18 protein-coding genes are annotated in these 21,526 nt (G+C 71.8%); 12 read left to right on the forward strand and 6 right to left on the reverse strand.

The features are described from left to right. The first annotated feature begins 40 nt into the window (after window positions 1-40). The gene (pseB, locus tag DMB42_RS41025; protein WP_125644522.1) at window positions 41-1,018 is read left to right on the forward strand and encodes a UDP-N-acetylglucosamine 4,6-dehydratase (inverting); all 978 of its coding nucleotides are present in this window, start codon (window positions 41-43) and stop codon (window positions 1,016-1,018) included. Then, entirely contained in the window at window positions 1,018-2,142 is a 1,125-nt protein-coding gene (locus DMB42_RS41030) for a DegT/DnrJ/EryC1/StrS aminotransferase family protein (RefSeq protein WP_125644524.1), read from the forward strand. The genes pseB and DMB42_RS41030 overlap by 1 nt, the downstream gene beginning before the upstream one ends. A gap of 10 nt (window positions 2,143-2,152) precedes the next feature. Here DMB42_RS41030 and DMB42_RS41035 read toward each other — a convergent pair whose 3' ends face one another. From DMB42_RS41035 to DMB42_RS41045, 3 genes are read right to left on the reverse strand one after another with little or no spacing between them, the layout of a single operon-like run. Then, window positions 2,153-4,033, reverse strand: a complete 1,881-nt coding sequence (locus DMB42_RS41035) for a glycosyltransferase family 2 protein (RefSeq protein ID WP_185845130.1) — start codon at window positions 4,031-4,033, stop codon at window positions 2,153-2,155. Between the two features lie 29 nt (window positions 4,034-4,062). Continuing rightward, window positions 4,063-5,778: a hypothetical protein gene (locus DMB42_RS41040; protein WP_125644528.1), complete on the reverse strand. Its 1,716-nt coding sequence runs from the start codon at window positions 5,776-5,778 to the stop codon at window positions 4,063-4,065. Beyond that, complete coding sequence (locus DMB42_RS41045) at window positions 5,775-6,710, reverse strand: hypothetical protein (RefSeq protein WP_221762576.1); 936 nt, start codon at window positions 6,708-6,710, stop codon at window positions 5,775-5,777. The genes DMB42_RS41040 and DMB42_RS41045 overlap by 4 nt, the downstream gene beginning before the upstream one ends. A 162-nt stretch (window positions 6,711-6,872) precedes the next feature. Here DMB42_RS41045 and DMB42_RS41050 point away from each other — a divergent pair, with 162 nt between their 5' ends. From DMB42_RS41050 to DMB42_RS41095, 10 genes are all read left to right on the forward strand, one after another. Then, a complete protein-coding gene (locus tag DMB42_RS41050) occupies window positions 6,873-7,121 on the forward strand; it encodes an acyl carrier protein (protein ID WP_125644530.1) in 249 nt (82 codons plus the stop codon). Next, window positions 7,096-7,854, forward strand: coding sequence for an SDR family NAD(P)-dependent oxidoreductase (locus DMB42_RS41055; RefSeq protein WP_125644532.1), 759 nt, complete (start codon window positions 7,096-7,098; stop codon window positions 7,852-7,854). The genes DMB42_RS41050 and DMB42_RS41055 overlap by 26 nt, the downstream gene beginning before the upstream one ends. Then, entirely contained in the window at window positions 7,854-9,170 is a 1,317-nt protein-coding gene (locus DMB42_RS41060) for an AMP-binding protein (protein WP_125644534.1), read from the forward strand. The genes DMB42_RS41055 and DMB42_RS41060 overlap by 1 nt, the downstream gene beginning before the upstream one ends. Further along, the gene (locus tag DMB42_RS41065) at window positions 9,170-10,201 is read left to right on the forward strand and encodes an acyl-protein synthetase (protein WP_125644536.1); all 1,032 of its coding nucleotides are present in this window, start codon (window positions 9,170-9,172) and stop codon (window positions 10,199-10,201) included. The genes DMB42_RS41060 and DMB42_RS41065 overlap by 1 nt, the downstream gene beginning before the upstream one ends. Next, entirely contained in the window at window positions 10,198-11,466 is a 1,269-nt protein-coding gene (locus DMB42_RS41070; RefSeq protein WP_125644538.1) for an acyl-CoA reductase, read from the forward strand. The genes DMB42_RS41065 and DMB42_RS41070 overlap by 4 nt, the downstream gene beginning before the upstream one ends. A gap of 123 nt (window positions 11,467-11,589) precedes the next feature. After that, window positions 11,590-13,761, forward strand: a complete 2,172-nt coding sequence (locus DMB42_RS41075) for a hypothetical protein (protein ID WP_125644540.1) — start codon at window positions 11,590-11,592, stop codon at window positions 13,759-13,761. Between the two features lie 106 nt (window positions 13,762-13,867). After that, on the forward strand, window positions 13,868-15,100 hold the full coding sequence (locus tag DMB42_RS41080; protein WP_125644542.1) for a glycosyltransferase: 1,233 nt from the start codon (window positions 13,868-13,870) through the stop codon (window positions 15,098-15,100). Window positions 15,101-15,105: 5 nt separating this feature from the next. Next, window positions 15,106-15,804, forward strand: a complete 699-nt coding sequence (locus DMB42_RS41085; protein WP_125644544.1) for a bifunctional 2-polyprenyl-6-hydroxyphenol methylase/3-demethylubiquinol 3-O-methyltransferase UbiG — start codon at window positions 15,106-15,108, stop codon at window positions 15,802-15,804. 86 nt (window positions 15,805-15,890) lie between these two features. After that, window positions 15,891-16,580, forward strand: a complete 690-nt coding sequence (locus DMB42_RS41090) for a polysaccharide deacetylase family protein (protein ID WP_185845131.1) — start codon at window positions 15,891-15,893, stop codon at window positions 16,578-16,580. Window positions 16,581-16,608: 28 nt separating this feature from the next. Next, window positions 16,609-18,069, forward strand: coding sequence for a hypothetical protein (locus tag DMB42_RS41095; protein ID WP_125644548.1), 1,461 nt, complete (start codon window positions 16,609-16,611; stop codon window positions 18,067-18,069). On the opposite strand, the gene DMB42_RS41100 is transcribed toward DMB42_RS41095, so the two are convergent. Genes DMB42_RS41100 through DMB42_RS41110 form a run of 3 tightly spaced genes read right to left on the reverse strand, consistent with a single transcriptional unit; the run spans window position 18,066 to window position 21,303 of the window. Beyond that, complete coding sequence (locus DMB42_RS41100) at window positions 18,066-18,530, reverse strand: response regulator (protein ID WP_125644550.1); 465 nt, start codon at window positions 18,528-18,530, stop codon at window positions 18,066-18,068. The two genes, DMB42_RS41095 and DMB42_RS41100, sit on opposite strands and share 4 nt — an antisense overlap. Then, complete coding sequence (locus tag DMB42_RS41105) at window positions 18,527-20,131, reverse strand: CHASE3 domain-containing protein (RefSeq protein ID WP_260478241.1); 1,605 nt, start codon at window positions 20,129-20,131, stop codon at window positions 18,527-18,529. The genes DMB42_RS41100 and DMB42_RS41105 overlap by 4 nt, the downstream gene beginning before the upstream one ends. Then, the gene (locus tag DMB42_RS41110; RefSeq protein ID WP_125644552.1) at window positions 20,128-21,303 is read right to left on the reverse strand and encodes a PP2C family protein-serine/threonine phosphatase; all 1,176 of its coding nucleotides are present in this window, start codon (window positions 21,301-21,303) and stop codon (window positions 20,128-20,130) included. Before DMB42_RS41110 ends, DMB42_RS41105 begins: the two co-directional genes overlap by 4 nt. Between the last annotated feature and the right edge of the window lie 223 nt (window positions 21,304-21,526).

Consider the following 21,526-nt stretch of genomic DNA (forward strand, 5'->3'; position numbering starts at 1 on the left):
TGAACGACCATGGTTCGTCAGCGCGATTTCAGGGGGCCGCGTGAGCATTCTCAGTGGATCGTCCATTCTGATCACCGGGGGAACGGGGTCCTTCGGAAAGGCGTTCGTCCGCCACGCGCTCGACTCGCTCGGGGTGCGCCGCCTGGTGCTCTTCTCCCGCGACGAGCTCAAGCAGTACGAGCTCAAGCAGCTCTTCGGCGACGACGAACGCCTGCGCTGGTTCATCGGCGACGTACGCGACCGCGACCGGCTCACCCGTGCCATGCACGGCGTCGAGCACGTCGTCCACGCCGCCGCGCTCAAGCAGGTCGACACCGCCGAGTACAACCCGTTCGAGTACGTCCGCACCAACGTCGCCGGCTCCCAGAACGTGGTCGAGGCGGCCATCGACAGCGGCGTGCGCAAGGTCGTCGCCCTGTCCACCGACAAGGCCAGCAGCCCGATCAACCTCTACGGCGCCACCAAGCTGGTCGCCGACAAGCTGTTCGTCTCGGCCAACCACTACGCCGCCGCCCACAAGACCCGCTTCGCCGTCGTCCGCTACGGCAACGTCGTCGGCAGCAGGGGCTCGGTGGTGCCGTTCTTCCTGCGCCTGGCCGAGCAGGGTGGCAGCCTGCCGATCACCGACAAGCGCATGACCCGGTTCTGGATCACCCTCGACCAGGCCGTGCGGTTCGTGGTCGACTCCTTCGACCTCATGCAGGGCGGCGAGCTCTACGTGCCGCGCATCCCCAGCATGCGCATCACCGACCTGGCCGAGGCGCTGGCCCCCGACAGCCCGGTCTACGAGATCGGCATCAGGCCCGGCGAGAAGCTGCACGAGGAGATGATCGGCCCCGACGACGGCCGCAGGACCCTGCGCCTGACCGACCGCTACGTCGTCCAGCCCACGATCGCGACCTGGGGCTACGAGGCGCCGCAGACCGGCGAGCTGCTGCCCGAGGGCTTCTCCTACCGCTCCGACACCAACGACCGCTGGCTGTCCGTGCACGACCTGCGCGACATGGTGGCCGGCTGATGCTGCCCTACGGACGGCAGTCCATCATCGAGTCCGACATCGAGGCGGTTGTTGAGGTGCTGCGCGGCGACTGGCTGACCACGGGGCCCGCGGTCAGGCTGTTCGAGGACGAGCTGGCCCTGTGGACCGGCGGCGTGCCCTGCGTGTCGGTCACATCGGGCACGGCCGCGTTGCACGTCGCCTACGCGGCTGCCGGCGTCGGCCACGGTGACGAGGTGATCACCTCGCCGCTCACGTTCGTCGCCACGGCCGCCACGGCCGTGCTGGGCGGCGCGCGGGTGGCCTTCGCCGACGTGCAGCCCGACACCGGCAACATCGACCCCGACTCGGCCGCCGCCCTGGTCACACCGCGGACGCGGGCGATCACGGGCGTCGACTACGCGGGCCATCCCGCCGACTACGACGAGCTGCGCACGCTCGCCGACCGGGCCGGCGCGGTGCTGGTGGCCGACGCGGCGCACTCGATCGGGGCGTCGTACAAGGACCGGCCGGTGGGCTCGGTGGCCGACCTGACGACGTTCTCGTTCTTCCCGACCAAGACCGTGACGACCGCCGAGGGCGGCGCGGTGGCCGCGGCCGATCCCGCCCACCTCGAACGGGCCACCCGCTTCCGCAACCACGGCCTGGTCAGGGACCCGGCCGAGCAGCGCGACCCCGGTCACGGCGGCTGGCACCAGGAGGTGCACGAGTTCGGGCTCAACTACCGGCTGCCCGACGTGCTGTGCGCGCTCGGCGTCAGCCAGCTCCGCCGCCTCGAACGCTTCCGCGCCCGCCGCGCGGCGCTGGTCGCCCGCTACAACACGCTGCTCGCCGACGTGCCCGGCCTCACGCTGCCCGCGCAGCGGGCCTACGTCACGCCGAGCTGGCACCTCTACCCGGTCAGGGTGCGCGACGGGCGCCGGCGGGAGGTCTACGAACGTATGCGGGCCGCGGGCATCGGGGTGCAGGTCAACTACATCCCGGCGTATTGGCACCCGGTGTTCGAGGACCTCGGCTACCGGCGTGGGCTGTGCCCGCGGGCCGAGGCGTACTACGCCGAGGAGTTGTCGCTGCCGCTGTTCGCCGACCTGACCCACGACGAGCAGGACCGCGTCGTCGAGACGCTCGCCGGCATCCTCGGCTGAACGGCGGCGGTCAGCGTTCGGCCAGCAGCAGGCAGCCGTCCTCGCTGCGGTCGATGAGGAAGCGCCGGTCGTCGACGGTGGCGACCTGGCGCTCGGCCCGCCGCATGAGCGGCCGGATGAGCCGGCCCTGGTCGAGGACGACCTCCCACCACGACTCGCGGCCGACGCACTCGTCGATCCCGGCCAGCGGCACCCGCGCGGAGAAGTCCTGGCCGGCCAGCGCGACCGGGAAGTACATCTCCTCGCCGTCGCTCTTGCGCCGCAGCCGCACGACCGGCTCGCCGTCGCCGAGGTCGTTGATCCGGCCCGAGAAGACCAGGTCGCCGTCGTCCACCCGGCACTCGCCGATGACCGCCTGGGCGTGCCGCAGCCGCAGCCCCCAGGCGCCCTTGGAGCTGCGCGCCGGCACCAGCCACACGCCCGACCTGCGGCGCGGCGCGGGCACCGGCGGCGGCAACCAGCGCGGCCCGGCCACCTTCGCGTCGAGCTTCAGCCCGTGGCCCTTGAGATGCACGTACAGGTTCCAGTGGCCGCGCCGGGCGAGCTGGGCCGGCGTGAACGCGGCGGGGTCGAAGGCGAAGTCGAAGGGGAAGGCGTGCTCGGGCGCCGTGACGCCCTCCTCCAGCTCGGCGTTCTCCCAGGCGGGGACGCTCTCCGCATCCGACAGGCGGATGATCTCGCCGGTCGCGCGTTCGGCCAGCCAGGCCGACAGGCGCACCCGGCGCAGCGCGCCCGCGTCGAAGCGGCCGAGCGCCGCCCGGCCGACGCCGGTCAGCACGTCGTCACGCCACTCCAGCGACACCAGGCGGGCGGTCAGCGTCAGCTCGGCGGATACCTCCGACAGGTGGCCGGGCATCGCCGGGTGGCGGCCGTACCAGCGTCGGCGCAGGAGGCCGGACGGGTTGATGCGCGGTTGCAGCCGCCCCTCGCGGGCCTGCTCGAACACCTCGGCCAGCTCCGCCAGCCGCCGCCGGTGCAGCAGGTGGACCTGGAGCCGGTGCTCGAACGGCGCGCTCAGCCAGGACTCGCGGGACACGCCGTCGAGGTAGCGCACCATCAGGTCGAGCAGCTCGGGCCCGACGCCCTTCGTCGCGGCCGCCTCGACGGCCACGGTCAGGTCGATGTCGAGCGTGTCGCAGTCGAAGTCGTGCCTGAGCTTCGGCGCCTCGCGGGCGAGCAGGTCGGCGGTCTGGAGCACCGACAGGAACCGGTCGCGCAGGTTGCCCGGCTCCAGGCGGCGCTGGGTGATCGAGGAGCCGGGCTCGTCGCGCTGCCGCCAGTGGTAGACGACCTTGGACAGCACGTCGACCGAGCGGGCCCCCACGTGAGCGGCCATGGCGACGGGCTGGTCCTCGTACATGCGCTCGGGGAAGCTCAGGCCGAGCCGGTCCCAGAAGGTGCGGCGGTAGACCTTGTTCCACAACATGCGGTCACGGATCAGCAGCGGGTGGCGGGTGATGTGGGTACGCCTGACCGGCGTCGCGAACGCCTCCCGGTGCGCCCAGGAGGGGATGAGCAGGTTGCGGTAGAGCCGCATGACGTTCCCGCAGGCCAGGTCGGAGCCCGTGGACTCCAGCGAGGACACCAGCCGCTTGAACGCCTCCCGCGGCACGGTGTCGTCGCCGTCCACGAAGGCCAGGTAGCGGCCGGTCGCCTGGACCAGGCCGACGTTGCGGGCGCGTCCGACGCCCTGGTTGGGCTGCCTGATGAGACGGATCCGGGGATCGGCCGCCTGCCTGGCCTCGACCTCGGTGTACCCGTCGTCGCGGCTGCCGTCGTCGACGCAGATGACCTCCAGGTCGGACAGCGTCTGCTCGGAGATGGAGTCCAGACAGGGACCGATGTACTTCTCGACGTTGTGGAAAGGGACGATCACCGAAATAACCGGCACATGCACTCCTCAGCGTTGTCGTCGGCTCGTCAACCGGACAGCATTCGGATGACCCTGCGGGCGACCCTGCGCGGGCGGGCCAGACGCCGGGAGAGGCGGTAGCCGAGCGTGCGCCGGACGGCGGCGGACTTGCGCTGGGTCCTTCTCACCTTGGACTTGGCCCTGACCAGCTCGCGTTCGCGGTAGGAGAGCTTGGTCTCCAGGCGCGAGATCCTGGCCAGGGCCGCGGTGAGCTGGTCGGCCAGACGGTCGCGGGCGCCGAGCAGGTCACGGTAGGTGGGCGTGTCGGCCTGCTCGCCGGGGTGGCCCAGCTCGGCGTCGTACTTGCGGGCCAGGTCGAGGTCGCCGGGGTCGCAGGGGCGGCCGGCCATGCCGCAGAGGGTGAGCGTGAGTTGGTCGGCTTCGAGCGGCCACGGCCAGGGGTGGTGGTGCCCGGCGGCCAGCAGGCGTACGGCGAAGCGCCACAGGACGCGGCACAACACCACACGCGGCTCGGGCGGGACGGCCGGGGTGGCGGTCTGCGCGATGGCCGCGAACCGCTCGCCGTCGTAGACGAGGCTGTCGGCGGCCACGCACGGCCCGCCGTCGGACTCCAGCCAGTCGGCCAGCGCCGCCAGCAGCTCGCGCACGGCCTTGGTGTCCTCGCGGGCGCACGCCTCGACCAGGATCTCCTCGACCACGCGGCCCGCCGGGGCCGGGTGCTCCTCGCCGTCGGGCAGCCGCCGCAGGCCGCTCCTGGTCAGCTCATGGACGGCCGCGCCCTCCTCGATCAGCCCGAGCGGCAACGCGACCCCCTCCCACTCCTCCGGGCCCGTGTCGAACTCGCCGCAGGGTTCGTCGGCCGCGACGTCGTCGTACGGCGAGAGCCGGGACGCGGGGGCGGGCGGCGCGGACGCCGGGCCGGGAGGCGCCGGGGGACGCGTGGCGACGGCGAGCCACAGCGGGGCCAGCTCCTCCCCCAGCCGGTGGCGGAACACCAGCCGGGTCAGCCGCAACGGGTCGGCCACCAGCGTCCGGTCACCGCCCCTGGCGCTCAGCGGGAACGTGATCGACTCCGGCAGGTCGAAGGCGAGCGCCTCGCGCGCGAGCAGCGCCCGGGGCGCCTGGCGACCGGGATAGGCCGCGTAACAGCGCTCGACGCTCAGCCCCGCGCCCTCCAGAGCGCCGTCGAGCGCGCCCGGCCCGCTCGGGTAGCTCGGGTCGAACCCGTGGGGCGCCCACTGGTCGTCGCCGCCCTCCCGGTCGGCGGTCCTGGCCTCGATGAACCGGTCGACGCCCAGGTCGTTGCGCACGCCCAGCACCAGCCGCCCGCCGGGCGCGACGAGCGCCGACAGCGCGCGCAGCGACTCGGTCCACGCAGTCGCGGGCGCCTCGGCCGAATGCGTGCGCAGCAGCCCGTCGAGCGCCAGCACCAGCTCGTACGGCTCCTCCGCGTCGAACACGTCGAGCCGCCCGCAGTGGACGGCGAGCTCGGGGTGCCGTTCGCCGAGGGCGCAGGCGTCGGGGTAGGAGCGCAGCAACACGGCCGTCTCGCCCGCGCGGCTCACCACGTCGTCGACCAGGACCTGCGGATGCGGCCCGACCAGCAGCACCCGGCCGGTCCCCGGGATCACCCGCCTGACCAGCTCCAGGGCCGCGCCGCGCCAGTCGGTGACGCCGGCCATGTGGGACATGTCCGACCACAGCAGCATCTCGCCGCCGATCAGCCGGACGTTGCCGGGCGCCTCGTTCACGCGCTCGCTCATGACCGCGCCCCCCGGAGCGGGCCCGGCCGCCCGGAGGCGGTCACCCTGCCCGAGGGCTCGGGCCGCCTCGCCCCCGCCGCGTCTCCTCCTGCCGGCGCTCCCCCGGGCACCCGCTTCCATCCGAACATTCGCCGTAGCTCCTCCGGTGTCGCCTGATATTCGAATCCGAGCTCCTGCCGCGCCACTTCGGCGGCCAGCCCGGGATCGACGTGCGTGCCGTGCAGCTCGGGCCAGAGCCGCATGCGGCGTGCCGTGCCCCCGTACTCGGGGCGCTCGTCCTCGTACTGCATGGGGTCTCCGTACACGGCCACCTCGCAGCCGACCGACGCGCCGTAGAACAGCGCGCTGCCGAGCCGGTTGGAGGCCACCCTGCGGTGGCGCCGCAGCTGGATCAGCTGCCGGCGCAGGAAGTCGCGCCCCTTGCTCTCCCACCGGGAGCCGCGCTCGCCGTGACAGATGACCTTGAATCCCCTCGATTCGTACGCCCGCCGGATGTCCGGATTTGCATATTCCAGCCAATAAAGGCAGACAGTTACCGGTTCGGTCTCGACATTTCGGATTTCGTCGGCGAGGCGGGCGTGGTCCCCGTTCACGGACGACTTTTCCCAGCCATGAAAGGGATACCAGATCGTACCCTTCCGCTCGGAGGTCACGCCGAGCTCGGACTCCAGGTAAAGGAGGTAGATCCAGGGCGCGCCGATGAGATAGTGGCCGCGTCGTCCCATCGACCAGCCCCGGCGTCGAAGCACGTCGGACCAGATGAAACGGGGATACCCCGGGCTGCACCAATGGTCGTTCGGGGGAAATCCATGGAGATAGTTCCATCCGTGCTGGAGGAAACCCTGGATTCGTTTTGGCGTCTCGTCCGGCAGGTCGCAGTACCTGCCCAGAATGCGCGAGTGCCCGTACCAGTGATTGGATTCGTCCATCATTCCCCCTGTAGCGGTTGGCGCGCCCCTTGGGACATTCCCAGCCCCGAACGACGACCACGCGCCGTTATACGCTTCCATTACTCACGTCGGGGGCTTGGTTTCTCCTGTCAACACAATCCCCGCTACACTGCGTCGTGGCTTGAGGACAGAGAGTGAGACATCATGAGTCATCTCGACCGCCTGCGGGCCGTCTTCCGCACGGCGCTCAATCTGTCGGCCGACGCCCACGTCGACCGCCTCGAATACCGCGGCATCCCCCAGTGGGACTCCCTGGCCCACATGGCGTTGATCGCGGCGATGGAGGACGAGTTCTCCATCATGATCGACACCGACGACATGATCGACATGAGCTCGTTCGCCAAGGCGGGCGAGCTGCTGGAGAAGCATGGAATCGGCGCAGCCGCGGTCTGAGGCCCCCGTCGCCCTGGTCACGGGGTCGACGAGGGGCATCGGCCGCGCCATCGCCACCACCCTGTCCGCCGCGGGCTACACCGTCGTCCTGCACGGCCGCGACGCCGAGCGCGCGGAGAAGGCCGCCGCGGAGGTCGCCGCGCAGACCGGCGGCCCGACGGGCTGCGTCCACGGCGACGTGGCCGACCGGAGCGTGGTCGCCGGCCACATGCGCGAGATCACCCGCTGCCACGGGCGGCTCGACGCCCTGGTGGTCAACGCCGGGGTGCACGCCTCCGGCCCGCTGGCCATGGCCCGCGCCGAGACCATCGACGAGCTCTACCGCACCAACGCGGTGGCCCCGGCCCACACGCTGCAACTGGCGTTCCGGCCGCTGCTGCGGGGGCAGGGCCGCGCCGTCGTGCTGGTCTCCTCGGTCATGGGCCGCGCCGGCGGCGCCTACCAGGCGGCCTACTCCGCGACCAAGGCGTCCGTCATCGGCCTCACCCTCGCCGCCGCCAAGGAGCTGGGCCCGGCGGGCATCAGGGTCAACGCCGTCGCCCCCGGCTACGTCGAGACCGACATGCTGGAGACGCTCCAGCCGGGAGCCCGTGAGGCGGCGGTGACGGCGACCCCGCTCCGGCGCCTCGGCAGGCCCGACGACGTCGCCAGGGCGGTCGCGTTCCTGCTCTCGCCCGCCGCGTCGTTCATCACCGGCCAGGTGCTCGGGGTCGACGGCGGGCTGGTGCCGTGATGTTCCCGTCCCCGCAGGCCCGGCTCGTCGCCGCCGGTGACCAGGAGGCCCTGGCCGGCGACGAGCTGACCCGGCGCGTCAACCGCGTGGCCGAGGCGCTGTCCAGGCTGCGCCCCGGGCCGCTGTTCTGCGGCATGCGCAACAACCCGGCCTCCGTGCTGCGCTACCTCGCCGCCTGGCAGACCGGCCGGCCGATCGCGCTGCTCGATCCCGACCTGTCGGCCGCGACCCTGGCCGACCTGGTGAGCCGGTTCCGTCCCGTGGCGCTGGTGGGGTTCACCCACGTGGCCGACGGCCCGCCGGCCGGCCGCGGCCCGGCCCCCGACCCGCATCCCGACCTGGCGGTGCTCCTCGCCACGTCCGGCTCGACGGGCAACCCCAAGCTGGTACGCCTGTCCCGCGAGGCCGTCTCCGCCAACGCCGCCGCCATCGCCTCGGCGTTGTCGATCATGCCCGGCGAGATCGCGCCCACGAGCCTGCCGCTCCACTACAGCTACGGCCTGTCCGTGCTCAACAGCCACCTGGCCGCCGGCGCGACGGTCGTCCTGACCGAGGCCGGGCTGCTCGAACGGTCCTTCTGGACACACCTCGACGAGCACAAGTGCACCTCGCTCGCCGCCGTCCCCTACCAGTACGAGATGCTGCGCCGGCTCCGCTTCGACCGCGCCGAGCATCCCACGATCAGCACGCTCACCCAGGCGGGCGGCCGGCTCAACCCCGAGCTGGTGCCCCTGTTCGCCGCCCAGGCCGACCGCTTCTTCGTCATGTACGGCCAGACCGAGGCGACGGCCCGCATCACCGTCCTGCCGCCCGACCGGCTCGCCGACAAACCGGGCTCGGCCGGGCAGGCCGTCCCCGGTGGGCGGCTGACGATCGACGAGGGCGAGGTCGTCTTCCACGGGCCCAGCGTGATGATGGGCTACGCCGACAGCGCCGCCGACCTGGCCAGGGGCGACGACCTGGGCGGGGTGCTGCGTACCGGCGACCTCGGCCGGCTCGACGACGAGGGCTTCCTGTACATCACCGGCCGGCTCAAGCGCATCGCCAAGATCTTCGGCGTACGGATCAACCTCGACGACGTCGAGCTCCTGCTGCGCGACACCGTGCCCGTCGCGGCGACCAGCGGTGACGACCGGGTGACGGTGTGGGCCGAGGGGCTCGACATCGCCGCGTGCCGCAACCTCGCCCGGCGGCTGGGCGCCGAGCTGCGGCTGCACTGGAGCGGCTTCGACGTCCGCCCCGTCGAACGGCTGCCGCTGCTGCCCACCGGCAAGATCGACTACCGCACCCTGGAGTCCCGCACGGAGGCGGGTTGATGAGTGTGTTCACGCTCGATTCGGTCGCGCGGGAGGCGGCGCTGGCCGGGGAGCTGGCGGCGCTGACCGAGCGGCATCGGCGGGCGTGCGCGCCCTACCGGCGGATCCTCGACGCGATCGGCTCACATCCGCCGTACGAGCGGGTGGTGGACCTGCCGTGGCTGCCGGTGCGGCTGTTCAAGACCCACGAGCTGCGCAGCGTACCGTCCGAGCAGGTGTTCCGGGTGCTGACCTCAAGCGGCACCACCGGGCAGCGGCCGAGCCGGGTCTACCTCGACCGGGAGGCCGCCGCCGCGCAGCCGCGCATGCTGGCCGCGACGTTGCGGGCGGTGCTGGGCGAGCGGCGGCTGCCGATGCTGATCGTCGACGGCCGGTCGGTCGTGCGCGACCCGACCCTGAGCGCCCGGGGAGCCGGCGTGCTCGGGATGATGAACTTCGGCAGAGACCACACCTTCGTCCTCGACGAGCGGGGCGAGGTCGACGCGGAGGCCGTCAAGGCGTTCCTGGCCCGCCACGGCGGTGAGCCGTTCCTGATCTTCGGGTTCACGTTCATGGTCTGGCTCTTCCTGCTCGGCCTCGGGGCCGACCTGTCGCAGGGGGTGCTGATCCACTCCGGCGGCTGGAAACGACTGGCCGAGCAGGCCGTCGACAACGACGGCTTCCGCCGGCGCCTGGCGGCCGAGTGCGGCCTGACCAGGGTGCACAACTTCTACGGCATGGTCGAGCAGATCGGCACCGTCTTCCTGGAGGGCCCCGACGGCGACGGCCTCTACTGCCCCGACTTCGCCGACGTCGTGATCCGCGACCCCGACACCTGGCGGGAGCTCCCGCCCGGCGTGCCGGGCCTGATCGAGGTGGTCAGCACGCTGCCCACCTCCTACCCCGGCCACGCGCTGCTGACGGAGGACCTGGGCATGGTGCACGGCGTCGACGACGGCCACTGGCCGGGCAAGCGGTTCACCGTGCTGGGCAGGCTGCCGCGGGCCGAGGCGCGCGGTTGCAGCGACACGTTCGGGCAGGGCGGCCGATGACCGATCAATCGATCACCGCCCGGATCCCGCGGGTGGGCGACGGCGCCGAGATCGTGGTGCGGTTTCCGGCCGGCGACTCGCCCGTCCGCGTCGAGGACCTGGTCGCCGAGATGCGGCAGGGGGTGCCCCTTGAGGTGGGCGACGAGCGGGTGCGCGGGTTCCTGACGGCGTTCGGCAGGCGGTTGTTGCGGCCCGCACTGGCCCGCCGCCATCCCGAGCTGGGCTCGCTGGGGTTCTTCCTGCGGCCGAGCGAGCTGGCCCGCACCCTCGACGGGCTGCGCACCCATCACGTACGCGTGCCGCGCGGCCTGGTCTTCCACCTCCCGCCCGCGAACGTCGACACCGTCTTCGTCTACTCCTGGGCCCTGTCGGCCCTGATGGGCAACCGCAACGTCGTCCGGCTGTCGCCGCGCGCGGGCGCGGTCGCCACGGTCATCGTCGACACGCTGCGCGAGGCGCTGGCCGACGCCGATCCGGTGGTCGCGGCGACGCAGCGGATCGTGTCCTACGACCGCCGCGCGCAGGCGGTCACCGCGGGCCTGTCCGCCGCCTGCGACCTGCGGGTCGTCTGGGGCGGCGACGACACCGTACGCGAGGTGCGCCGCCATCCGCTCGCGCCGCACGCCCGTGAGCTGACCTTTCCCGATCGTTCGTCGTTCGCGGTGGTGAACGCGGCGGCCTGGTTGTGCGCGCCGCGGGTGGCCAGGGTGGCGGCGGCCGAGGGGTTCGTCAACGACGCCTACTGGTTCGACCAGGCCGCCTGCTCCTCGCCCCGCACGGTCTTCTGGGTGGGGGCCGACGACGACTGCGATTCGGCGCGGGAGGACTTCACCGAGCAGGTGTCGCGGGTGCTGGCCGGGCGCGGGTGGGGTGTCGACGCGGCGATGGCGGTGGAGAAGCGGGTGTCGGTCTACGGGCTGGCCGCCGACGGGCTGGTGGACATGATCGAGTTCCGGGGCAACGCGCTGGCCAACGTGACGCTGGCCGCGGCGGCCGCGATGCCGCGGCGGTGGCTGGGAGCCGGGACGTTCGCGCATGCGCGGGTGCGGGCGCTGGCCGAGCTGATCCCGCTGGTCGAGCGTAAGGACCAGACGATGACCCACTTCGGGTTCGCGCCGGACGAGCTGGAGGAGCTGGCCAGGGGGCTCGGAGGGCGTGGGGTCGATCGAATGGTCCCGGTGGGGAGCGCGTTGAGCTTCGACCGGGTGTGGGACGGGGTCGATCTGCCGGGCGAGTTCACCCGGCTGGTGACCGTGGTCAGATGAGCCCGCGCCGGGCTGACCGGCCGCGGTCGGGGCCGGCGTCCCGATGACGACCGTCCCGCCGATCCGGGGGCTGAGTTCGGTGGGCGCGGGTGGAGTGGTCGTTGTCGGGGGGTTTGGTGGGGGATGACGGTTGCGGCGGTTGAGGAGGTCGTACGGCTCGGCGGGCGGCCTCGGTGGCGGCTTGCCGGGTCGGGGTGGGTTCCGGCGGGGGTGGTGCTGGCCGCGGCCGTGGTGGTGCTGCTGTGGTGCGGGGTGCCGGTCCGTGATCTGGTGGCGTTCGGGGGCTATGTCGGGCTCGGGGTGGCGCTGCCGGGGACGTTGTTGTGGCGGGCCTGTACGGGCGGCGGCCGGTCGCTGCCCGAGGACCTGGCCGCCGGGCTGGCGCTCGGGTACGCGTTCGAGGTGCTGCTCTACATCCCCGCGCGGGCGGCGGGCCTGCCGCTGCTCGTGGCGGCATGGCCGGTCGCGGTGGCCGGGACGTTCCTCGCGGTGCCCGGGTTGCGGCGTCACTGGCGGGGCCGGGCCGGGCGGGAGCGGATGCCCTGGTGGTGCGCGTGGTCGCTGGCGGGGGTCGCCGGTTACCTGCTGGCCTTCTGCGCCCGCTCGCTCTACCGGGTGCCGATCACGGACGCGTACGTCGACATGCCCTACCACCTGGCCCTGCTGGGCGAGGTCAGGAACCACGTGCCGCCCACGCTGCCGTCGGTGCTGGGCGAGCGGCTGTCCTACCACTGGTTCGTCTACGCCGAGATGGCGGCCACGAGCTGGGTCACCGGGATCGAGCCGCTGACGCTGGTCTACCGGCTGTCCACGTTGCCAATGATGTTCGCGATGGTCGTGCTCGTGGCGGTGCTCGGGCGGCGGCTCGGCGGCCGGTGGGGGGCGGGGGTCGCGGCGGTCGCGGTCACGTACTTCCTGTTCGCCCCGGCCTTGCGGGAGGGTGTGGTGTTCACCTCGCGGTCGATGTTCACCGTGTGGGCCAGCCCGACGCAGACGTTCGGCGCGTTGTTGTTCGCGCCGGTGGTGCTGGTGCTCACGGCGAGGCGGCCGAGGGGCTGGACGGCGGCGGCCGTGTTGCTGCTCGCGCTCACCGGGGCGAAGGCCACGTTCCTGCCGCTGCTGCTGGCCGGGCTGCTGTTCGTGCTGGTCGTACGGTTGCCGGTGGAGCGGCGGCTGCGCCTGGAGTGGGTCGTGCCGGCGATGATCACGTTCGGCTGCCTGCTGATCGCGCAGTTCGTGGTGTTCGGGCGGGGGGCGCAGGGCACGGTGGTGGCGCCGTTCGCCACGATGCGCACGCTGTGGGGGGTGGTCGCGGACGTCGCGCCGCCCGCGCTGGCCGCCGAGCCGTGGGGGCCGGTGCTGGTGTTCGTCGGCCTTCACCTGTTCTGCCTGGTCTGCGTGTGGGGCGGCGTGGCGGCGTTGGGGGGCCGGCTGCTGGATCCCGAGGTGTTGTTGCCGGTCGGGATCGGGCTGGCGGGCATCGGCGCGATCCTGGTGCTCGGCCATCCGTCCGACGCGCAGCTCTACTTCCTCGAAGGGGTGCGGCCGTACCTGTCGGTGGCGGCGGTGTGCGGGGTGGTGGCGGCGCTGGAGCGGCGGCGGGTGCCGTGGGCGGTGGTCGCGGGGGCGGCGGGGCTGGGGGTCGCGGTGGCCGTCGTGGCCGCGCGGCTGGAGCCGCCGGGTGGGGTGCTGGTCCGGGTGATGGTCCCGTACCTGGTGCTCGCGGGGGTGGCGGCGGGGGTGCTGGCGTTCCGGCGCAGGGGGTTCGCCCTGGCGGTGGTGGCGCTGCTGGCCGGGTACACCGGCCCGACCTCGCTACGGGAGACCGTCGTGCACGTCGCGCCCGAGTCCTGGAAGCGCGAGCGGCTGATCCCCACCGGGGCGCTGGAGGCCGGACGATGGCTGCGCGACCATTCCTCGCCCGGCGACGTGGTGGCCACCGACCTGCACTGCCGCAACCCGGTCCCACGCCGTACGTGCGACAGCAGGCACTTCTGGGTGTCAGGGTTCACCGAGCGCCGGGTGCTGGTCGAGGGCTGGGGGTACGCCGAGAGCACGCTGTCGCGCGCCGAGCTGTTCGTGACCCCCTACCTCCATGTGCCGTTCGCCGACCAGGCGCGGCTGGCCGACAACGACGCGGCCTTCCGGGAGCCGTCGGCCCGCAACGTCCACCGACTGGCCCAGAAATACGGCGTCAAATGGCTGTTTACCGGCATAAATCCAGCGTTGGGGAGATACGCCAGACTCCGCTTCCAGAACGCCGACTCCTCCGTGTACGAGCTCACGACCGGGTAAAGATTGACCTCGTTCATGGCATGGTGAACAGAAACGGCACGCGCCCCTCTGGACGTCCCCAGCACCATTTCCGTGGACCTACCGCCACAAGCGATCAGGGAACTCTATGGACACGCGTGCTGCCATGGACCCGAGCACCGACGTACTCGACACCTCGGCCGGTCTGGCGACCGTCGACATCGTCATCCCCGTGCTCAACGAGGAGCGCGCCCTGCCGGGCTGCGTGCGCACGCTGACCGGGTTCCTGGAGGACAACTTCCCGCTGCCGTGGCGCATCACGGTCGTGGACAACGGCAGCACCGACGCCACCTGGCCCATCGCCACCGGCCTGGCCGCCGAGCACGACCGCGTGCACGCTCGCAGGCTCGACATCCGCGGCCGGGGAGCGGCGCTCAAGGCGGCCTGGCGGGAGAGCCCGGCCGACATCGTCGCGTACATGGACGTCGATCTGTCCACCGACCTCGGCGCGCTGTTCCCGCTGGTCGCGGCGGTGGCGAGCGGGCATTCCGAGATCGCCATCGGCACCCGGCTGGCCCACAGCGCCCGCACCCTGCGCTCGATCCGCCGCGAGGTGGTCTCGCGCAGCTACAACGCGCTGCTCAGGTACGGGTTCGGGGTCAGGTTCAGCGACGCGCAGTGCGGCTTCAAGGCGGCCAGGACCGACGTCGTCAGGCCGCTCATGGACAAGATCGAGGACGACGCCTGGTTCTTCGACACCGAGCTGCTGCTGCTGGCCGAGCACAACGGCCTGCGCGTGCACGAGGTGCCGGTCGACTGGATCGAGGACACCGACTCGCGCGTCCGCGTGGTCAGGACGGCGATCGACGACCTCAAGGGCCTGGCCAGGGTCGCCTGGGCGATGTCGACGGGCCGGGCCGAGGTCGAGGTGGCGCGTTCGGAGCTGACGCCGACGCATCCCGACGCCGTGGTCGCCCGGCCGAGGGCGGTGACGCTGGCGAAGTTCACCTCGTTCGCCGCGATCGGCGTGTTCTCCGTCCTGCTGTACGCGCTCATCTACCTGCCGTTGCGCGGGGTCTGGTCGCCCGCCCCGGCCAACCTGGGCGCGCTCGTGCTCACCGGGTTCGTCAACACCGAGGCGAACCGGCGGTGGACGTTCAACCGGCTGGGTGGGCGGCGTACCGCGATGCATCTGCGGGCGGCGCTGCTCTTCCTGGTCAACTACCTGCTGACCACCTCGGCCGTGCTCGGGCTGCGCGGCATGTCGCCGGGGGCCGGGCGGTTGATGGAGATGAGCGCGGTGGTCGCCACCTATGGCCTGCTCACCTTGATCCGTTTCACCGCACTGGACCGCTGGGTCTTCTCCCGTACGAGGAAATAAGCCTTATGGACACCACTGAAATCCGCCGGCTGGTCGCGCTTGAGGACGCCCACTGGTGGTATCGGGAACGCCGCGCGATCCTCCGCAGGGAGTTGCGCGGGCTGGGCCGTCCCGGGCGGGCCCTGGACGTCGGCGCGGCCGGCGGCGGGAACACGCGGGTGCTGGTCGAGGCCGGATGGGACGCCACCGCGACGGACTACTGCGAGAGCGCGGTGGAGATCGCCAGGGAGCGCGGGCTCAGATCCGTACGCGCGGACGCGCGGGCGTTGCCGTTCGAGTCGTCGAGCATGGACCTGGTGACCGCCTTCGACGTGCTCGAACACATCCACGAGGACCATCTGGTCACCGAGGAGATCGCCCGGGTGCTGGCCCCCGGCGGGCACACGCTGATCGCGGTCCCGTGCGACATGGCGCTGTGGTCGGCGCACGACGACGCCGTGGGCCACGTACGCCGCTACGACCGCGACACCCTGACCGACGTGGTGGAGAAGGCCGGGCTGACGATCGAACGCCTGTGGAGCTGGAACGTGCTGCTGCGGCCGCTGGTGGCCCGGCACCGGCGGCGCTCGACGGGCAGCGACCTGCAGAAGACGCCCGCGCTGGTCAACGCCGGCCTGTCGCTGGTCGTACGCGCCGAACGCCATCTCCCGGTCAGGTCGCTGAAGGGTGTGACGCTGTTCCTGCGGGCCAGGCCGGCCCGGTAGGGCCGCGAACCTGTCGGGGGCCGGGTCAGGTCTCAAGTCGATGACCGCGCGCGCGGGCGGGCCTGGATGGTCCTAGGCTGTCGCCTGTGGTGATTCACGCCTTGCTCGCGGCCACTCTGGCCCTGACCGCGGTCCCTGCCGCCCCCGCTGCCGCTGCCGCCGCCCCGAAGGTCGACTGCGCCCGTCTCAAGTGCCTGGCGCTGACGTTCGACGACGGTCCGAGCGAGCACACGCCCACGCTGCTGAAGGTGCTCAGGAAGGAGGGGGCCAAGGCCACCTTCTTCCTCGTCGCGAAGCAGGTCGAGCGGCGCGCGGCGCTGGCCCGGCAGGAGTCCGAGGAGGGGCACGCGATCGGCGACCACACCTACTCGCACCCCTCGCTGCCGACACTCAACGACAACGCCATCCTTGAGGAGCTGCGTACCACGCAGGCTCTGATCGAGGAGGCCACGGGTCGCCGGCCGACGATGTTCCGGCCGCCCTACGGCCACACCGACGACCGCGTGCTCCGCATGGCCGACCAGCAGGACCTCGCCGAGATCCTGTGGACGGGCACCACGCTCGACTGGAAGCTGCGCGACGCCAAGAAGATCAAGGCGACCGTGCTCAAGCTGGCCAAGCGCGACGGCGTCATCCTCATGCACGACACGGTCCCACAGACCGTCAAGGCGATGCCTGAGATCATCAAGGAGCTCAAGAAGCAGGGCTACACGCTCGTCACCGTCCCGACGCTGCTGCGCGGCAAGGGGCCGGAGTCCGGAGTGAGCTACTTCTGAGCACGTCTCCCTCCGAAGTCCTGGAACCATGGAGAGTGTCAGCACCGCCGTCGCACGGCCGAGGCCGTGGGTCGCCCTCGCGACCTTCCTGATCATTCAGGCGGTGCTCGCCTGCTGGTGGGCGGCCTTCTACCCCGGGCTGTTCAGCCGCGACTCGGTGCTCTACCTCAGCCACACGATCGTCGGACCCTGGGTGAGCGATCATTCGGTGGCCTACGACGCGCTGCTGTGGCTCAGCTTCACCAAGACCGGTGACCTCGGTGCGGTCACGTTCGCGCAGACCACGGCGATGGCGGGGGCGTTGACGTACCTGGCGCGGTCGCTCGGGGCGTTGGGGGCGCCGCGGCGGACCACGACGCTGGTGGCGATGCTGGCGCCGCTGACGCCGACGGTGGGGGCGTTCACGGTCACGTTGTGGAAGGACGTGCCGTTCACGATCTGCGCGATCATGATCGCGGGGGTCTGCGCGCGCATGGCCGCGCGCCGGCGCGTGTCCCTGGCCGGGCTCGGCGTGCTCATGACGCTGCTCGGGCTCTTCCGCGCGAACGGCTTCCTCGTCGTGGGCATCGCCGTCGCCGTCCTGCTGGTGATCGTGGCCACGCGGCGGGTCCGCCTCGCGCTCGTCGGCGCGGTGGCGGCCGCCGTTCCGCTGCTGCTCACGAACCTGCTGTTCCCGCGGCTCGGCATCGCGGCCCCGTCGAAGACGTACGTCTACCACACGGCCTTCGCCGACGTCGCGGTGGCGTTCAGGGAGCGGCCCGACCTGTTCACCGAGCAGGACAAGGAGCTGATGGCCTCGGTCGCGCCGCTCAGCAGGTGGTGGGAGGGCGGCACCTGCGCCACGGTCAACCTGCTCATCTGGCGGCGGGACTTCAGCTGGCAGGCCGCCGACGCCCGCGCGAGCGAGTTGCTGGGCGTGTGGCAACGGCTGCTGACCGGCGATCCCGGCCTGATCATCGGCACCCGTCTGTGCCGGGGGGCGATCGCCTGGAGCCCGGTGCAGGATCCGTACGTGGTCGGCGGGACGACGTACCGGTTCTCGCGGCGGCCCACGGCGGACACGTACGTGGGGCCGTACAAGGTGCCGGACTTCGCGGGGCGGGGGGTGTTCTCGCTCCGGCCGCTGTCGGCGGAGCTGAACCAGGTCGCCGAGCCGTGGCTGACGGGGGCGCTGACCCCCGAATGGGACTGGGTGTGGTGGCGGGGGGCCTCGTGGGCCTACCTGTCGTACGCGGCGGTGGCCCTCGGGGCGCTGGCCCTGCGCAACCGGTACGTCCTGGGGGTGGCGGCGGTCGTGGCCGGGCAGCAGCTCGCCGTGCTGGCCAACATCTCGGCGCAGGACTTCCGGTACATGGCCGCGCCGATCTTCGTCGGGCTGCTGCTGACGCCGTTGCTCGTGGCGAGCGCGGGACGGCTGCTCCTCGCCGCCGCCCGGTCGGCGTGGCGCGCGCTGCGGCCTCCGGCCGCGCCCCCGGAGGCGACCGACTAGGCCAGGCCCTGGCCGTCGGGCAGCCGGGTACGGCCCGGCAGCCGCACCACGGTGACGAAGAACTCGTCGATCTGCCGGATGACGGCCATGAACTGCTCAAGGTCGACGGGCTTGGTGACGTACGCGTTGGCGAACAGCTTGTAGCTGCGCAGGATGTCCTCCTCGGCCGAGGAGGTGGTCAGGACGACGACCGGGATCGCCCGCAGCTCCGGATCGCCCTTGATCTTCTCCAGCACCTGCCGCCCGTCGTACTTCGGCAGGTTGAGGTCGAGCAGGACCAGGTCGGGACGGGGCGCCTCGGTGTAGGCCCCGCGCTGGTAGATGAAGTCGAGCGCCTCCAGGCCGTCGCGTACGACGTGGAGGTTGTTGCGGATCTTGTTGTCCTCGAACGCCTCGCGGGTGATGAGCTCGTCGCCGGGATCGTCCTCGACCAGGAGCACTTCGATGGGCTGGACGGTCATGCGGGTGCTCCTTCGTCGGTTACGGCGGGCAGGGTGAAGCTGATCCGGGCGCCCTCGGTGTAGCCGGTGTCGAGCCAGATCGTCCCGCCGTGGTTCTCCACGATCTTCTTGCACATCGCCAGGCCGATGCCGGTGCCGGTGTACGCCTCGCGGCTGTGCAGGCGCTGGAAGATGACGAAGATCTTATCGGCGAACTCCGCGTCCACGCCGATGCCGTTGTCGCTGACCGCGAACAGCCAGTCGTTCTCCCGCTGCTCGCAGGTGATCGTGACGCGGGGTACGCGGTCGGGGGCACGGAACTTCAGCGCGTTGCCGACGAGGTTCTGCCAGAGCATACCGAGCATCGTGGGGTCGCCGATCACGCGAGGCAGCGGGTCGAGCCGCTCGATCTGCGCGCCGTTCTCCTCGATGACGGCCGACAGGTCCACGAGCGCCTTCTCCAGCGCCTCTTCCAGCTCGACGGGCTTGCGGTCGTCGTACAGGCGGCCGACGCGGGAGAAGGTGAGCAGGTCGTTGATCAGGACCTGCATGCGGGTGGCGCCGTCGACGGCGAAGTGGATGTACTGGAGGCCGCGTTCGTCGAGCACGTCGCCGTAGCGCTTCTGGAGGAGCTGGCAGAAGGTGGCGATCTTGCGCAGCGGCTCCTGGAGGTCATGGGAGGCGACGTAGGCGAACTGCTCCAGCTCGGCGTTCGACCGCCGCAGCTCCTCGGCCTGGGCGTCGAGGCCCGCCGCCTGCTCGCGCAGCAGGACGTGCTGCTGACGGGACTCGCCGAGGGCATCGACGATCTTCGTACGCATCGACTCCACGTCGCGGGCGACCTCTCGGATGTCGGCCGGCCCGCTGACCGGGATGACGCGGTCGAAGTCGCCGGCCGCGATGTCGCGAGCGGCCTCGCGCAGCTCGTCGAGCGGCCGGCCGATCGCCCGCCGCAGCAGGACGGCCATCGCGACGCCGGCCATCAGGAACAGGATCAGCATGACGACGAAGGCCAGGTTGCGGACCCGTTCGACCTGTTCCAGCTCCTCCTGGGCGAGCCGGCGGGCCTTGGCCAGCCGGTCGTCCTGCCGGTCGAGCAGCGTCCTGATCTGGTCGAACGCGTGCTTGCCGCTCTCGATCCGACTCGCCGGGATGGCGCCGTCGGCCCGGCGGTCGGCGGTGAGCGGTTCGGCGTAGTCGCGCCGCCAGGCGGCCGCCGCGTCGCGGACGGCGTTCAGCTCGCCGACCAGCTCGGGCCGGTCGCCGATGAGCGCGGCGATACGTTCGCGGCTGCGCCGCTCGGCCTCGATCCCGGCGGTGTACGGCTCCAGGAGGTCGTCGTTGCCGGTCAGCAGGAAACCGCGCACGCCGGTCTCCTGGTCGATCAGCGTGCTGCGGAGCTGGGCGGCCTCGATCCTGGCCGGCGAGATGCGCAGGATCACCTGGTCGGACAGCCGGGCGGTGCGGTCGAGCATGACCGTGGCGATCACGACGCAGGCGACCACCAGGACCGAGACGGCCGCGATCATCACCACGAACCAGCCGTGCACGGTCAGCCGCCGCAACCCCTGGTCGGCCCCTGGCTTGACGGAAACCTGCCGCACGGGTGCCCGTTCGCTCACGATTCGTCTTTCCAGCGCAGGTGCACGACGGCGACGTCGTCGGCCGTCGCGTCGGGGACGGAGGCCGACTCGACGTCGGCCAGGATCGCGTCGAGCAGTTCCTCGCTGGCGAGCCCCGTCCACCGGTGGGAGAGCTCCAGCAGGCCCTCCTCGCCCAGCCAGCGGGGTGTGTCACCCGGGAGCCGGCGCTCGAAGAGGCCGTCGGTATAGAGCGTCACGCCGCCGCCCTCGGGCAGCTCCAGCAGGTCCGCCTCCCAGTCCGCCTCGATGGGCAGGCCGAGCGCCGGCCCTTGCCGGGGGTCGGCGAGGTGCACCGACTCGGGTGTGTGCAGCAGCAGGCCGGGATGCCCGGCGCGCCACAGGCGCATGGTGTGCCGGTCGGGCTCCAGGACGAGCATGGACATCGTCACGAAGATCTCCGAGCTGGCACGCTCGGCCTTGAGTATGCGTTCGAGCTGGCGCAGCAGGGGGACGCCGGTCATTCCGCTGAGCACCAGCGCCCGCCAGGCGATGCGCAGGCAGACGCCGAGCGCGGCCTCGTCGGGGCCGTGGCCGCACACGTCGCCGATCACCGCGTGCACGAGCTTGTCGTCGGACTCGACGACGTCGAAGAAGTCGCCGCCGAGCGTGGCCGAGCGGCTGGCCCGGTAGCGCGAGGCGACCTCCAGCGGCACGCGCTGCAGCAGCGGCGTCGGCAGCAGGCCGCGTTCCAGGCGGGCGTTCTCCTTGGCGCGAAGGCGTGCGGTGTGCAGCGCGACGGCGGCCTGCTCGGCCTGCTTGCGCTGTATCGCGTAACGCAGGGTGCGGCCCAGCCATTCGGCCTCGACGCGGCCCTTGACCAGGTAGTCCTGGGCTCCGGCGGTCACCGCGGCGAGGCCGGCGCCCTCTTCGGCCAGGCCGGTCAGCACCACGACCGCGGCGTCGCCGGCCGCCTCCAGCACCGATGACAGCGCCGAGAACTCGTAGGAGTCGGGCAGGCCGAGGTCGAGCAGCACGCACTGCGGGCGCAGCCGGGCCAGCGCCCGCCGCGCCCCGTCGACCGAGCGCGCCCACTCCAGCCGTACGGCAAGGCCGCTGTCCTCCAGCAGCTCCTGGACGATCAGCGCATCCTGCGGATCGTCCTCCACGAGCAACACCAACGGCTGCCGGACATCCTCACTCGCATGGGCCATGTTGGCAATTGCACCCTTCGTCACCGGCACCGAGCTCTAGCGGATCGACGCCTCAGGTGCCCCACTGCCCACTACGGCCAAGAAATGGCCCAAACTAACGCACTTTTCCCAAGAAACTTTCCGGTATGCGTCCATAGGCTGAGCAATCGTAACGGGCCACGATCCGGCGGGCACGGCGAATCGACCTACTTCCACCCTAGCCAATGGTCTGACCTGCATTAAC

Origin of the sequence: Nonomuraea sp. WAC 01424, assembly GCF_003947315.1 — a bacterium.
In the GTDB taxonomy this organism is placed as follows: Bacteria; Actinomycetota; Actinomycetes; order Streptosporangiales; family Streptosporangiaceae; genus Nonomuraea; species Nonomuraea spiralis.

Bases quoted from the DNA above. Each gene is read 5' to 3' on its own strand.
- DMB42_RS41110 (WP_125644552.1), bottom strand. From the start codon at position 21,303: ATGGCCCATGCGAGTGAGGATGTCCGGCAGCCGTTGGTGTTGCTCGTG.
- DMB42_RS41085 (WP_125644544.1), top strand. From the start codon at position 15,106: ATGGACACCACTGAAATCCGCCGGCTGGTCGCGCTTGAGGACGCCCAC.
- DMB42_RS41080 (WP_125644542.1), top strand. From the start codon at position 13,868: ATGGACACGCGTGCTGCCATGGACCCGAGCACCGACGTACTCGACACC.
- DMB42_RS41055 (WP_125644532.1), top strand. From the start codon at position 7,096: ATGGAATCGGCGCAGCCGCGGTCTGAGGCCCCCGTCGCCCTGGTCACG.
- DMB42_RS41065 (WP_125644536.1), top strand. From the start codon at position 9,170: ATGAGTGTGTTCACGCTCGATTCGGTCGCGCGGGAGGCGGCGCTGGCC.
- DMB42_RS41100 (WP_125644550.1), bottom strand. From the start codon at position 18,530: ATGACCGTCCAGCCCATCGAAGTGCTCCTGGTCGAGGACGATCCCGGC.
- DMB42_RS41050 (WP_125644530.1), top strand. From the start codon at position 6,873: ATGAGTCATCTCGACCGCCTGCGGGCCGTCTTCCGCACGGCGCTCAAT.
- DMB42_RS41060 (WP_125644534.1), top strand. From the start codon at position 7,854: ATGTTCCCGTCCCCGCAGGCCCGGCTCGTCGCCGCCGGTGACCAGGAG.
- DMB42_RS41045 (WP_221762576.1), bottom strand. From the start codon at position 6,710: ATGATGGACGAATCCAATCACTGGTACGGGCACTCGCGCATTCTGGGC.
- DMB42_RS41075 (WP_125644540.1), top strand. From the start codon at position 11,590: ATGACGGTTGCGGCGGTTGAGGAGGTCGTACGGCTCGGCGGGCGGCCT.
- DMB42_RS41070 (WP_125644538.1), top strand. From the start codon at position 10,198: ATGACCGATCAATCGATCACCGCCCGGATCCCGCGGGTGGGCGACGGC.
- DMB42_RS41095 (WP_125644548.1), top strand. From the start codon at position 16,609: ATGGAGAGTGTCAGCACCGCCGTCGCACGGCCGAGGCCGTGGGTCGCC.
- DMB42_RS41030 (WP_125644524.1), top strand. From the start codon at position 1,018: ATGCTGCCCTACGGACGGCAGTCCATCATCGAGTCCGACATCGAGGCG.
- DMB42_RS41040 (WP_125644528.1), bottom strand. From the start codon at position 5,778: ATGAGCGAGCGCGTGAACGAGGCGCCCGGCAACGTCCGGCTGATCGGC.